Below are 12,834 nucleotides of genomic sequence, written 5' to 3' on the forward strand. Positions count from 1 at the left end.
CGTCGGATTTCGGTCCCAGCGCCTCAGCGCCGGCCGGGACGTCCCGCCGGGCGCCGGCCCGGACCCTTGCCGGCGTTCTCGGCCACGCGCTTGGCCAGCTTGGCCGCGGCGGCGGCGACTTCGTCCTGCAGCTTCATGTAGTTGGCCACGCGGCCCGGGTCGATTTCATCGCGCTCGATCGCCGCTTCCACGGCGCAGCCGGGCTCGCCCTGGTGGGCGCAATCGCGGAACCGGCACTGCGCCGCCAGCGCCTCGATGTCGGCGAAACCACCTTCGGCCAGGTCTTCCTCACCGGTGGGCTTGAGCTCGCGCATGCCGGGCGTGTCGATCAGGCAGGCGCCGGACGGCAGTGGAATCAGCGCGCGATAGGTCGTGGTGTGGCGGCCGCGCGAGTCGTTCTCGCGCACCGCATTGGTCTTCATCTTCTGCACGCCCAGCAGGGTGTTGGTCAGCGTGGACTTGCCCGCGCCGGACGAACCCACCAGCACCGCGGTGCGGCCCGGGCCAAGCCAGCCATGCAGCTGGGCGACGCTGGCGGCGTCCTTGGCGTTGACCGTGCGCAGCGGGATGTCCTGCGCGGCCAGGTCGGCCAGCACGTCCAGCGCATCCTGGGCGTATTCGGTGCGGTCGGCCTTGGTCAGGATGACCACCGGTTGGGCGCCACCGCCGCCGACCAGCATCAGGTAACGCTCGATCCGGCGCGGATTGAAGTCCGCATCCAGCCCACAGACGATGAACACGGTATCGACGTTGGCCGCGATCACCTGCTGGTGATAGTGCTCGCCGGCCGCCGCGCGCTTGATCGCGGTGTGGCGCGGCAGCAGGGCCACGATGCGCTTGTCGTCCTCCACCAGCACCCAGTCGCCCACTGCAGGGCGCTCGTGGGCCGGGAAGCGCGGCCGCTGCCATTCGGGCAGGGATTCGGGCTTGAGGGTCTGTTCGGCCTCCGGGCCATGCGCCACCACGTAGCCGGAGCGGTGCTGCTCCACCACGCGGGCCGGGCGGGCCTGTGGATGGGCATCGAACAGGGCCTGCCAGGCCGGAGCGGGGGCGTCGCCGGTGTCCAGCGGCCAGCCGATCAGGCGCAGCGCGGACAGGTCTTGGGGAGATGACATGCGCAGATTCTAGACGGGGCGGACCTGTACCGCTGGCAGCGCGGCCCGGCTGTACCGTTGGCAGCACGCGCCGAAGGCGTATGCTTGGCCCGTTTTTCGCCCTCATTCCCACGCGCCATGTCCTCCACGCCCAGCAAGCCCCTGCCCACCCGTGAACGCCTGTCCGAAGTCCGCTATGAAATCCGCGGCGACCTGGCCCGGCGAGCGCGTGAGCTGGAAGGCCAGGGCCGCAAGCTGATCAAGCTCAACATCGGCAACCCGGGCGCGTTCGGCTTCCGTGCGCCCGAGCACCTGCAACGCGCGATCGCCGACGACATGGGCCGCACCGATCCGTATACCCACCAGCAGGGCCTGCCGGCCGCGCGTGAAGCCGTCGCCGCGTATTACGCCGCGCGCAACACGCCCGACGCGCACCCGGACCGGGTATTCATCGGCAATGGCGTGTCCGAGCTGATCGACCTGTCGCTGCGCGCCCTGCTCAATCCCGGCGACGAAGTCCTGGTGCCCTCGCCCGACTACCCGCTGTGGTCGGCCGCGACGATCCTCAACGACGGCCGCCCGGTGTACTACCAGTGCAACGCGAGCAACGGCTTCCTGCCCGATCCATCGGAGATGGAAACGCTGGTCTCCAGCCGCACCCGCGCGATCGTACTGATCAACCCGAACAACCCGACCGGCGCGACCTATCCGCGCGAGTTGCTCAAGCGCATCGTGGCCATTGCCGCCAAGCATCGCCTGCTGCTGCTGGTCGATGAGATCTACGACCAGATCCTGTACGACGGCGCCACGTTCGAGCCGCTCGCGCCGCTGGCCGGCGAGGTCCCGTGCATCACCTTCTCCGGCCTGTCCAAGGTGCATCGCGCCTGCGGCTGGCGCGTGGGCTGGGCGCTGCTGTCCGGCAGTGCCGAGCTGGTCACCCCGTTGCAGCACGCCATGGACCTGCTGGGCGCGCTGCGCCTGTGCGCCAACGTGCCCGGCCAGTACGCGGTGGAAGCCGCGCTCAACGGCCCGGACACGATCAGCGCGCTGTGCAAGGCTGGCGGCCGCCTGTACGAAACCCGCCGCGCCGTGGTCGAGGCCTGCGCCGTCAGCGAACACCTGCAGCTGTCGGCACCGGGCGGCGCGCTGTACGCGTTCCCGGCCGTGGTCGGCGATGCGGCCAAGGGCTTCGATGACTACGCCTTCGCCCTGGAACTGATGGAAGACGAAGGCGTGCTGGTCGTGCCCGGCTCCAGCTTCAACGTGCCGTATCGCAACCACTTCCGCGTGACCCTGCTGCCCGATGCGGTGGCCATGCGTGATGTGTTCGCCCGCATCGACCGCGCCCTGGCGCGGCGCGCCGAAGCCAACACCAAGGTCGTGCCGCTCAAGCCCAAGTCACGCATCGCCGCGGCCTGAGCACGCCCGTGACCGCGGCCCACCTGGTGGCCGGCACCATCGCCCCGCACGGCCTGCGCTATCTGGCGCTCGGCGATTCCTACACCATCGGGGAAGGCGTCGCCGTCGAAGATCGATGGCCGTTGCAACTCGCGCGCGCCCTGCGCGCCGACGGCATCGGACTGGATGATCCGCAGATCATCGCCACCACCGGCTGGACCACCGACGAGCTGCAGGCCGCCATCGACCAGGCCGCGCCCGCGCCGGGCTTCGATCTGGTGACGCTGCTGATCGGCGTGAACAACCAATATCGCGGGCGATCGCTGGACGAGTACCTGCAGCAGTTCCAGGCACTGCTGGCGCGCAGCATCGCCCTGGCTGGCGCGCGGCCGCAGCGCGTGATCGTGCTGTCGATCCCGGACTGGGGCGTGACGCCGTTCGCGGCCACCTCCGGGCGCGATCCCAACCGCATCGCGCGCGAGATCGATGCGTTCAACCAGGAAGCACGCATCGCCTGCCGGCGCGGCGGCGTGGCCTTTGTCGATGTCACGCCTGTCAGTCGCCAGCACGGGGCCGAGCCTGCGATGCTGGTCGCCGACGGCCTGCATCCTTCCGGCGCGATGTACGCGTTGTGGACCGCATTGGCCTCCCCCGCGGCGCGCAATGCGCTAGCCTGACCCCTCCCCGCCGATCGCCGAAGGAACGACGTGAGCGAAGCCATCCGACCCATGCCCCCGCAGCAAGCGCTGGCCATTGCCCGCGCCTTCCTGCCCAAGCGGCCGTGGGGCAACCGCTACGACTACTACTACACGCGCGCCAAGCTGCGCACCGACCCGCTCTATCCGGGCGTGCTGGCGACGCTGCGCGACACGCCCGGCCCGATCCTCGACTTGGGCTGCGGCCTGGGCCTGCTGGCCCATGCGCTGCACGCCGATGGCCAACCGCGTGGCTATTACGGCGTGGACATCGACGCCAACAAGATCGAACGCGCGCGCCAGATCGCCCGCCGCACCGGCCTGAAGGATGCGCGCTTCGAAGTCGTCGACCTCGGCGCACGCTGGCCCGAGCACACCGGCAACGTCGCGATCCTGGACATGCTGCAGTACCTGCCCGACCACGTGCAGGCCGGCATGCTGGCCCACGTCTCGCGCATGCTGATGCCCGGCAACAAGCTGGTGATCCGCAGCGCGCTCGGCGATGACAGCAGCCGCGGCCGCACCTCGAAGGTCACCGACCTGATGGCCCACTTCGCCGGCTGGATGCAGGAAGTACCCAAGAGCTATCCGACGCGCGAAATCCTGGAAGGCCATCTTTCCAACGCCGGCCTAAGCGCGACGTTTGCGCCGCTGTATGGCAATACGCCCTTCAACAACTGGCTGATCGTGGCGGAGCGGCGCTGAAGGCAGTTTTCGACCTGAGTACGTGGGCTGGCAAACGCAGCCCAATCGTCATTCGTCCGCTTGACGCTCGGTGAGCACGGTCACGACAACCGCACTGCATCGTGCGCAACGCCCTTCGACGAAGACACGTCCGTCCTCCTCGTATTCCACAGGATCGATCAGGCCAAGATCGGCCTGGACGCAACGATCACACCACGTGTCCTCGCAAACCGCTTCTTGAATCAAGCGATCCCGGACAAAGAAATCCCGTTTGGTCTTCATGCGCTGCCCGACGCTTGAGGAGGCAGCTGGGCGCTCAGACCGCGCTGCTCCACTGCCACCAGCACCCGCCGCAGAATCTCCACGTTGTGTCCATGCGCCGCGCCTTCGTGCAGCAGCACGATGGCGCCGGGTTTGAGGTCGGGTTCGATCCGCGCCAGCACCTGGTCGGGCGTGCACGACACACCGTCGAAGCCGCGCGCGCTCCAAGCCACGCGGGTCAGGCCGTGACGGGCCAGGACCGGGCCGATGAAAGGATTGGTGTGGCCGACCACCGAACGGAACCAGCGCGGCGCCGCACCTGCCACCTTGGCCAGGGTGCGCTGGTTGGCGGCGATCTCGGCTTCCAGCGTGCCTGGACCCAGCCGCCAGAACGCGGTTTGCGGGTGGCTGTCGCTGTGGTTGCCCACGCCGTGACCGCGGCGGACGATCTCGCGCACCAGCTCCGGCCGGGCGCGGACGCGCTCGCCGACCAGGAAAAACGTCGCCTTGGCGGCGTGGGCGTCCAGCAGGTCCAGGATCGGACGCGTGTCGTCGGAGGGGCCGTCATCGATGGTCAGCCAGACCCGCTCCGTCTCGCCCGGCAGGCGCACCAGCGCCGGGCAGAACAGCTGCGAGCGCGGGTTGAAGGTGGACCACAGCACCGCGCCATGGGTCAAAACCAGCGCCATCAGGCCGAGTTTCCAGCCCGCCAGCCACCACAGCGCGACCACCGCCACTTGCGATAGGCCCAACAGCCCCAACCTCAGTCGAGGCATCCGTGGCCCATGATGCTGCGTTGCGCGCGCTTCCATGCCGCACATCATGGCACGCGCGTAAAATTCCCTTCCTCGCTCACCCGCCGGTACCTGACATGTCCCTCGATCCCGCCCTGCGTTCGCGCATCGATTCCCTGCTGCAGTCCAACCGCGTGGTGCTGTTCATGAAGGGACAGCCGACCATGCCGCAGTGCGGCTTCTCGGCCAAGGCGGTCGGCGCGCTGTCCTCGCTGGGCGTGGACTACGCCCACGTCAACGTGCTGGCCGACCAGGAGATCCGCGAAGGCATCAAGGTCTACGGCGACTGGCCAACCATCCCGCAGCTGTACATCGACGGCGAGCTGGTCGGCGGCAGCGACATCATCGAGCAGATGACCAACTCCGGCGAACTGGCCTCGGTGCTGGGCGTCGCCGCGCCGGACCGCACCCCGCCGTCGATCACCGTCACCCCGGCCGCGGCTGAAATGCTGGCCAACGCGATCGAGGACGCCGGCGCCGGCGCGGCGCTGATCCTGTCGATCGACGCGCAGTTCCAGCCGAACTTCCAGCTGGGCGCGTTTGACGCCAAGGCGATCGCGACCGAATCCAACGGCGTGCGCATCCAGTTCGACCTGGCCAGCGCGCGCCGCGCCGAAGGCGTCACCATCGACTGGGTCGACGACATCCGCGGCAAGGGCCTGGCCATCGACAACCCCAACGCGCCGCGCGCGGTGAACCAGATGCCGGTCACCGAGGCCGCGACTAAGGTCGCCATGGGCGAACTGCTGCTGGTGGACGTGCGCCCGGCCGACGAGCGCGCCATCGCCTCGGTCAACATGCCGTTCAAGACCTTCGACGGCGACGGCCGCGCCGAACTGGAAGCCCTGCCCAAGGACACCCAGATCGCGTTCCTGTGCCACGCCGGCGGCCGCAGCCATCAGGCGGCCGAGCAGTTCCGCGTGCTGGGCTTCACCAACGTGCACAACGTCGCCGGCGGCATCGACGCCTGGTCCACCGACGTGGACCCCAACGTCGCCCGCTACTGAGCGAAGCACGTCCCGCAGGAATGAAAAAGCCGGCCCGATGGCCGGCTTTTTCGTGGGGCGGCCTGCAGCCTAGAAGCCGCCGCCGGCGTCCAGCCAGGACTGCTCGTCCGGCGTGTTGACGCGGCCCAGCGAGGCGTTGCGATGCGGGAAGCGGCCGAAGCGGGTGATCACCTGCTGGTGGGCCAGCGCGTACTTCAGCGTCTCCGGATCACCCAGCGCGGCGAACAGCTCCACCGAGCGCGCCTGTTCGGCCGCGTCTTCGGCGTGTTCGAATGGCAGGTACAGGAACGGCCGCAGCGTGGCCTCAGTGGCCTGGTCGTGGCCGGCGTCGAGTGACTGCAGCGCGTAGCGCAAGGCCAGCCCGTCGGTCGCCCAGGCGTGGCCGGTGTCGCGGAAGCAGTTGCGCGGAAACTGGTCCAACAACAGCAGCAAGGCCAGCGCGCCTTCGGCCGTCTCCAGCCAGTCCGCGTGTTCGCCGCGTGCGGCGGCGTAGTGATCGGCCAGGAACTGGCTGCGGAAATTGGCATCGAACGACTCGTTCCGGGCGAACCAGCGCTCAGGCCCGGCCTGGCGCCAGAAGTCCACCACGTCCTGCGGGCGGCTGCGCTTGGGCTTGGCCGTCATGCGCGCACCCTCGGCGTGTTGGCACTGCGGTTGCGGTGGGCTTGCCAAGGCATTGGCATGTCGCAAGTCTCCTGTCGCCAAAGAGCGGCGAGCATAAGTGGCCGGCATGAACAGCACGTGCAAGCGCAACGCGGCCGCGCGCAGCGGCGCCTGCGCATGACCGAATCGTCAGCCGGCGCATACGCCTGCGCATGGCGTTTACACGATCTGCGGCTGCGTTTCTGCCGTGGCGGATCGGTGACAATGCCCGTGGGGAACCACGCGTTGCAGTGCGGTTCGACGCCAGACCGCGGCACGTGCTACACAGCGCGCGCCAATCAGTAACGCGCACATGCCTGGAGGGGACGCATGCGTATCGGAATCGTGGTGGACTCGGCCTGCGACCTGCCCGCCGACTTCATCGAAAAGAACAACATCGTCGTGCTGCCCATCACCGTGCGCATCGGCGAGGCGGTGCTGGCCGACCATCGCGACGAGGAAGCGACGCTGGAATTCCTGCGCGCCCACGTGGCCGAGCGTGGCCATGAGGCCGAGACCACGCCGTTTTCGGTGGCGCAGATCCGCGATCTGTTCCTGCAGCGGCTGGTGATCGATTACGACCACGTGTTCTGCCTGACCATCTCCAAGCTTCGCAGCCAGATCCACGACAACGCGATGCAGGCCAGCTTCGCGATCCTCAACGACTACAAGCCGATCCGCCACGCGGCCGGGCACACCTCGCCATTCGCGCTGCGCGTGATCGACACGCTCAACCTGTTCGCCGGCCAGGGCATCACCGCGGTGGAAGCGGTGCGCCTGCGGGATGCCGGCGAGCACGTGGCCAAGATCCGCACCACGCTGGAATCGCTGGCCGAGAACACCTACGGCTACATGATTCCGCGCGACCTGTATTACTTGCGCGCCCGCGCCCGCACCAAGGGCGACCGCAGCGTGGGCCTGATCGGCGCGGCGTTGGGCAGTGCGCTGGACATCAAGCCGGTGCTGCGCGCCTACCGCGGCGTGACCGAGCCGGTGGCCAAGCTCAAGGGCTTCGAGCCCTCGGCGCAGAAGCTGTTCGAGTTCACCGGCAAGAAGGTGCGCGAAGGCCTGCTCACGCCGGTGGTCAACCTGGGCTACGGCGGCGAGCTGTCCGAACTGCGCGCCCTGCCCGGCTACACGCGCCTGCGCGAGATCTGCGCCGAGCACGGCGTGACGGTGCACGAATCGGTGATGAGCCTGACCGGCATGGTCAACGTCGGCAAGGGCGCGCTGGGCGTGGGTTTCGCCGCGCCGCCGCATACGTTCGCGGTCTGAACACGGCCCGCTGACACGCCCGCCACTAGGCTGGCCCTCTTCGAAACTGTGGAGGGTTTGCCATGACGCGTTACTACATCGCCCTGCCTGATCCAGCCCAGGCCCGCGGGCCGGAACCGGCCTTCAGCTTCAATGCCAGTGGCGCCGAGGGCTTTGCCATGCAGCTTCAGGATGCGCTGCGCACCGATGGGCTGTTTGCGCGCTGGCGCGATGCACAGTCTGATCCGGACCAGGTGCCCGAAACGCTGGGCGCGGTCGATCCGGCGGCGATCGTCACCGGCCAGGTCGACGATCTGCACATCGATCTGGTGGCCGAGACCACCATTTCCGGGGAGGTGCTCAAGCATCGTCTGCGCCTGCTGGCCGGCAGCGGTTGGCAGTTGCGCGACGTGCGCTGAGATTCAGCGCATCAGCGGGAAGAAAGGCCGCGCACTGCGCGGCCTTTCGCTTTTCAGGATGTCGCATCCAGGCGCGCAGCGCGGCGTGGTATCAGCCGCCATTTCAGGTTGACGCCCAGGGTGCCGACCACGATCAGCGCCAGGCCCGCCAGCTGCACCGCATCCAGGCGATGGCCGTACAGCGCGTAGTCCAGCACCAGCGTGACCAGCGGATAGACGAACGCCACCACCGCGATCGTCGCCACCGGCAGGTGCCGGTACGACGAATAGAACAGCACGTAGACGATCCCGCTATGGATCACGCCCAGGCCGATCAACCAGATCCAATGCGGCCCCGGATGCAGGGCCGCCGGCGAGGCGAACGCGCCCAGCATCAGCACGCCGACGCAGCATTGCACCGTGACCACCGCGAACGGCCGCTGCCGGCCGACGCTGCGCGACATCAGCAGCGACGCACCGCACAGCAACGCCGCCAGCAAGGTCAGGCCGATGCCCGACAGATAGCCGATATCGGCCTGGCGCAGCAGCCGCAGCGGATCGGCCGAACCGATCACGCCGACGAACGCCAACGCGGTCCAGCCCCAATCCGCCGGCCGCGTGCGTTCGCCCAGGACCAGCGCGGCCAGGATCAGCATCACGAACGGGAAGAAGTGATAGACCATCGTCGCCACGCCGATCGACGAGCGCACCATCCCGGCGAACAACGCCACCCAGTTGAGCACCAGCAGCACGCCGGAGATCACCGCGCCGCGCAGCAGCACGCGATCCTGCCAGAGCCCGCGCAGGTGGCCGCGCGCCAGGCCCCAGGCGATCAGGAACAGCGCACCGAACAGGCAGCGATAGAACACGGCGGTCACCGGATCCTGGCCGCTTTCGTGGACGAATACGCCGACCGAACCGATCAGCACCTCGCCCACCAGCAGTTGCCAGAGCGCGGCGCGCGACGTGGCGGGATCGACGGCGGGAGACGACATGGCACGGGTTCCTGCGAAGTGGGAACCACAGGCTAGGCCGGGCTGCGCGCGCAATACAGATTCAGATATCCTGAAATCGCACCAGTACAGATGCGAACCCGCGCCATGCTGCTTTACGAGACCATCGCCACCGGCCTGCGCCGGCAGATCGCCCAGGGCACGCTGCGTGCCGGCGAGCGCTTGCCTTCCGTGCGGCAGCTCGCCCAGGCCCACCAGATCAGCCCCGCCACGGCGGTGCAGGCCTGCCTGCAGCTGGAGCGCGAAGGCCTGGTGCAGGCGCGGCCGCGTTCGGGCTACTTCGTCCATGCCGCGCCGTCGGTCGCGCCGCGTGCCTCCGCGCCGCGTCGGCGCGCGCCGGGCATGGTCAGCAACCCCGCGCTGCAGGAGCTGCTGGAACTGCCCGAGCGTCCTGGCCTGCTGCCGTTGCACGCGGCGGTCGCCGATCCCTCGCTGCTGCCGCACGCCGCATTGAGCGCGGCGCTGGCACGTTCGCTACGGCGACGCCCGACCGCGGCGTTCGACTACGCGCCGCCGCAGGGTGATCCGGCGCTGCGCCGGCAGGTCGCGTTGCGCTGCGAGCAGATCGGCACGCCGATGACGGCAGACGAAGTCGTGGTCACTGCCGGGGCGATGGAGGCGATCAGCCTGGCGCTGCGCACGGTCACCGCGCCGGGCGACGTGGTGCTGGTGGAAACGCCGACCTATTACGGGATCCTGCAGGCGGTGGCCGCGCTGCGCCTGAAGGTGCTGGAGGTGCCGAGCCGGCTGGGCGATGGCATCGACGTGGCGCGCCTGGATCGCCTGCTGCAGCAGACGCCGGTGCGCGCGGCGGTGCTGGTGCCCAACTTCAGCAATCCCACCGGCGGCCTGACGTCCGATGCCGACAAGCAGGCAATCGTTGAAAGCTGCGCGCGCCACGGCACGGTGGTGATCGAGGACGACATCTATGGCGAGCTGGCGTGGTCGGGCCAGCGGCCGCTGCCGCTTCGCCATTGGGACACCACCGGCAACGTGATCACCTGCGGCTCGTTCTCCAAGACGCTGGCGCCGGGCCTGCGCGTGGGCTGGCTGGCCGGCGCGGGCTGGACCGAGGCGCTAACGCGCGCCAAGTATTTTTCCAGCTGCAGCAGCGCCAGCCTGCCGCAGCTGGCGGTGGCCGATTACCTCACCCGCCACGGGCTGGAGCGGCATCTGCGCAAACTGCGCCGCACCGTGGCCGACAACGGCCAACGCATGCGCGATGCCATCGCCCGCCACTGGCCCGACGGCACGCGCTGCAGCGCGCCGAGCGGCGGCCTGTCGCTGTGGCTGCAGCTGCCGCCGGGCGGCGACGGGCAGGCGCTGTTCGAAGCCGCGCTGGCCGAGAACATCGGGATTTCGCCTGGCACGCTGTTCTCCAGTCGTGGCGACTACGGCGACTGCGTGCGCCTGAGCTGCGGCCTGCCCTGGGATGCGCGCCTGGATGCCGCGCTACGCCGCCTGGGCGCGCTGGCCAGCGCCCAGCTCTGATCTTGATGCGAGTGATGCCATGACCGACAAGACCCAACTCATCCTGGCCTGGAGTGGCGGCAAGGATTCGGCGTGGACGCTGCATGCGCTGCGCCAGCGGGATGACGTGGAGGTCGTCGCGCTGTTGACCACGATCACCGCGGACTACGACCGCTCCTCGATGCAGGGCGTGCGCCGCGAGGTGATCCGTGCGCAGGCCGCGGCGGCCGATCTGCCACTGATCGAACAGGACATCGCCGCGCGCGGCGACAACGCGGGCTACGACACGGCGATGGCCCACGCGCTGCAGCGCGCACAGACGCGTTGGCCGGCGCTGCGCACCGCGGCGTTCGGCGATCTGTTCCTGCAGGACATCCGCGACTATCGCGTGCAACGGCTCTCGGCGATCGGCTGGGACGTGATGACGCCGCTGTTCGATGCCGACACGGCGGCGCTCGCGCGGCAGATGCTCGCAGGCGGCTTGCGCGCCGGGCTGTGCTGCGTGGATACGACGCAGCTTGATGCCGGGTTTGCCGGGCGCGACTTCGATCATGCTTTGCTGGCGGCGTTGCCGACGTCGATCGATCCCTGCGGCGAGCGCGGCGAGTTCCATACCTGCGTGTGGGATGGGCCGATGTTCCGTGCGCCGCTCGCCCTGCAGCGCGGGCAGACGGTGCTGCGCGAAGGGCGCTTTGCCTACACCGACTGGGTGCTATCGACGTTGGCACGCGCCTGACCCGGTTGTCGGCAAGCCGGCGCTTGCGCTAGGCTGCGCGCCCTTCGGAACCGGTGCATCGGTTCCGCGTAAGCGTTCACGTCAACCAACGCGCTTCCACGTCGGCCGGCTTTTCCCGGTCCGGACGCAGGTCGCGCATGGGCAACACCCTGCGGCAGACCGGCATCCCCGGCCGACCCCATCGAGGTCCGTTGTCCATGTCGTCTTCTCCTGCCATTGCTGCTTCCACCGCCACCTGGCGCCTGGCGCGCCTGTGCCTGGCCACCTTCGGCGCGTATCTGGCCATCGCGCTCCCGCTGCCGGTACTGCCGGTCTTCGTGCGCGACACGATGCATCAGGCCAACGTAATGGTCGGCGCGGTGATCGGCGTGCAGTTCGTCGCTACCGTGCTGACCCGCGGCCTGGCCGGCCGCATCGCCGACACGGCCGGTCCAGCCAAGGCCATGCGTCGCGGCTGCGTGCTGCTCGCCGTTTCCGGCGTGACCTATCTTGCCGCCGGCCTGCTGCCCGGCGCCGCCCTGGGCCTGTTGATCGCCGGGCGCCTGGCGGCCGGCGTGGGCGAAAGCCTGCTGGTCACCGGCATGCTCGCCTGGGGCATCGGCACCGTCGGCCAGCCGCGCGCCGGCCGGGTCATGACCTGGGTCGGCCTGGCGATCTTCGCCTCGCTGGCGGTCGGCGCGCCGATCGGCGTGACCCTGGCTGACCACTTCGGCTTCGCTGCAGTCGCAGTCGCCTGCCTGCTGGTGCCGCTGGTCGCGCTGGCGCTGACCGGCAGCGTGCCGGCGACCACGCCGGTTGCCGGCGCACGCCTGCCCCTGCGCGACGTGCTCGGCCGGATCGCGCTGCCCGCGCTGGGCCTGGCCTTGCAGGGCATGGGCTTCGCTTCGATCAGCGCGTTCGCGGTGCTGTATTTCAACGACCAGCACTGGAGCGGCGCGGCGCTGGCGCTGAGTGCGTTTGGCGGTGGCTTCGTGCTGTCGCGGCTGCTGCTGGCGCGCACGCTGGACCGCTTCGGCGGCGCGCGCGTGGCGATGGTGTCGATGATCGGCGAATGCGTTGGCCTGGCCCTGCTGGCCATGGCCACCACACCGACGCTGGCGCTGGTCGGCGCCTTCGTCGCTGGCATGGGCTGCTCGTTGGTGTTCCCGGCGCTGGGCGTGGTGGTGGTGCAGCGCGTGCCACCGCAGATGCGCGCCACCGCGCTGGGCGGCTACGCGGCGTTCCAGGACATCGCCTATGCGATCACCGGCCCGGTGGCCGGGATCGTCGCCACGCACTTCGGCTATGCGGCGATCTTTGCGATGGCGGCCGCCTCGGCGGCCTGCGGCGTGGGCGTCGCGCTCAGCCTGCAGCGCCGCACGGTGGTGGCGGCCGCAAGCTGAGGCTCC

At 69.4% G+C, this 12,834-nt stretch carries 14 protein-coding genes; 9 read left to right on the top strand and 5 right to left on the bottom strand.

All coding sequences use genetic code 11. The features are described from left to right. Positions 1-23: 23 nt before the first annotated feature. Positions 24-1,121, bottom strand: a complete 1,098-nt coding sequence (rsgA, locus tag BMZ17_RS18205) for a ribosome small subunit-dependent GTPase A (protein WP_093142665.1) — start codon at positions 1,119-1,121, stop codon at positions 24-26. A 111-nt stretch (positions 1,122-1,232) separates the two neighbouring features. Between rsgA and BMZ17_RS18210 the strand changes: the two genes are divergently transcribed. The 3 genes from BMZ17_RS18210 to BMZ17_RS18220 are packed head-to-tail and all read left to right on the top strand — an operon-like array spanning position 1,233 to position 3,892. Then, the gene (locus BMZ17_RS18210; RefSeq protein WP_093142670.1) at positions 1,233-2,513 is read left to right on the top strand and encodes an aminotransferase class I/II-fold pyridoxal phosphate-dependent enzyme; all 1,281 of its coding nucleotides are present in this window, start codon (positions 1,233-1,235) and stop codon (positions 2,511-2,513) included. A gap of 38 nt (positions 2,514-2,551) precedes the next feature. Then, entirely contained in the window at positions 2,552-3,169 is a 618-nt protein-coding gene (locus tag BMZ17_RS18215; protein ID WP_093143899.1) for an SGNH/GDSL hydrolase family protein, read from the top strand. A 51-nt stretch (positions 3,170-3,220) separates the two neighbouring features. Beyond that, positions 3,221-3,892, top strand: coding sequence for a class I SAM-dependent methyltransferase (locus tag BMZ17_RS18220; protein ID WP_093142674.1), 672 nt, complete (start codon positions 3,221-3,223; stop codon positions 3,890-3,892). Between the two features lie 48 nt (positions 3,893-3,940). Here the strand turns inward: BMZ17_RS18220 and BMZ17_RS18225 are convergent, their stop codons facing one another. Then, a complete protein-coding gene (locus BMZ17_RS18225) occupies positions 3,941-4,153 on the bottom strand; it encodes a hypothetical protein (protein WP_093142678.1) in 213 nt (70 codons plus the stop codon). Next, positions 4,150-4,944: a polysaccharide deacetylase family protein gene (locus tag BMZ17_RS18230; protein ID WP_093143904.1), complete on the bottom strand. Its 795-nt coding sequence runs from the start codon at positions 4,942-4,944 to the stop codon at positions 4,150-4,152. The genes BMZ17_RS18225 and BMZ17_RS18230 overlap by 4 nt, the downstream gene beginning before the upstream one ends. Before the next feature lie 59 nt (positions 4,945-5,003). On the opposite strand from BMZ17_RS18230, the gene grxD reads away from it, so the two are divergent. Beyond that, positions 5,004-5,933, top strand: coding sequence for a Grx4 family monothiol glutaredoxin (gene grxD / locus BMZ17_RS18235; protein ID WP_093142683.1), 930 nt, complete (start codon positions 5,004-5,006; stop codon positions 5,931-5,933). A gap of 69 nt (positions 5,934-6,002) precedes the next feature. Here the strand turns inward: grxD and BMZ17_RS18240 are convergent, their stop codons facing one another. Beyond that, the gene (locus tag BMZ17_RS18240) at positions 6,003-6,557 is read right to left on the bottom strand and encodes a DUF924 family protein (RefSeq protein ID WP_093142688.1); all 555 of its coding nucleotides are present in this window, start codon (positions 6,555-6,557) and stop codon (positions 6,003-6,005) included. Between the two features lie 348 nt (positions 6,558-6,905). Here BMZ17_RS18240 and BMZ17_RS18245 point away from each other — a divergent pair, with 348 nt between their 5' ends. Both BMZ17_RS18245 and BMZ17_RS18250 read left to right on the top strand, forming a co-directional pair. Continuing rightward, positions 6,906-7,850: a DegV family protein gene (locus BMZ17_RS18245; RefSeq protein ID WP_093142692.1), complete on the top strand. Its 945-nt coding sequence runs from the start codon at positions 6,906-6,908 to the stop codon at positions 7,848-7,850. A 62-nt stretch (positions 7,851-7,912) separates the two neighbouring features. Next, a complete protein-coding gene (locus BMZ17_RS18250; RefSeq protein WP_093142696.1) occupies positions 7,913-8,248 on the top strand; it encodes a hypothetical protein in 336 nt (111 codons plus the stop codon). Positions 8,249-8,301: 53 nt separating this feature from the next. Here the strand turns inward: BMZ17_RS18250 and BMZ17_RS18255 are convergent, their stop codons facing one another. After that, positions 8,302-9,222 carry a DMT family transporter gene (locus BMZ17_RS18255; RefSeq protein WP_093142701.1) on the bottom strand — a complete coding sequence of 307 codons (921 nt, stop codon included), beginning with the start codon at positions 9,220-9,222 and terminating at the stop codon, positions 8,302-8,304. Between the two features lie 105 nt (positions 9,223-9,327). Here BMZ17_RS18255 and BMZ17_RS18260 point away from each other — a divergent pair, with 105 nt between their 5' ends. From BMZ17_RS18260 to BMZ17_RS18270, 3 genes are all read left to right on the top strand, one after another. Beyond that, on the top strand, positions 9,328-10,731 hold the full coding sequence (locus BMZ17_RS18260; RefSeq protein WP_093143909.1) for an aminotransferase-like domain-containing protein: 1,404 nt from the start codon (positions 9,328-9,330) through the stop codon (positions 10,729-10,731). Positions 10,732-10,750: 19 nt separating this feature from the next. Continuing rightward, positions 10,751-11,446: a Dph6-related ATP pyrophosphatase gene (locus BMZ17_RS18265; RefSeq protein WP_093143913.1), complete on the top strand. Its 696-nt coding sequence runs from the start codon at positions 10,751-10,753 to the stop codon at positions 11,444-11,446. Between the two features lie 197 nt (positions 11,447-11,643). After that, the gene (locus BMZ17_RS18270; RefSeq protein WP_175485669.1) at positions 11,644-12,828 is read left to right on the top strand and encodes an arabinose transporter; all 1,185 of its coding nucleotides are present in this window, start codon (positions 11,644-11,646) and stop codon (positions 12,826-12,828) included. Positions 12,829-12,834: the final 6 nt, after the last annotated feature.

Source organism: Pseudoxanthomonas sp. GM95 (assembly GCF_900109775.1).
In the GTDB taxonomy this organism is placed as follows: Bacteria; Pseudomonadota; Gammaproteobacteria; order Xanthomonadales; family Xanthomonadaceae; genus Pseudoxanthomonas_A.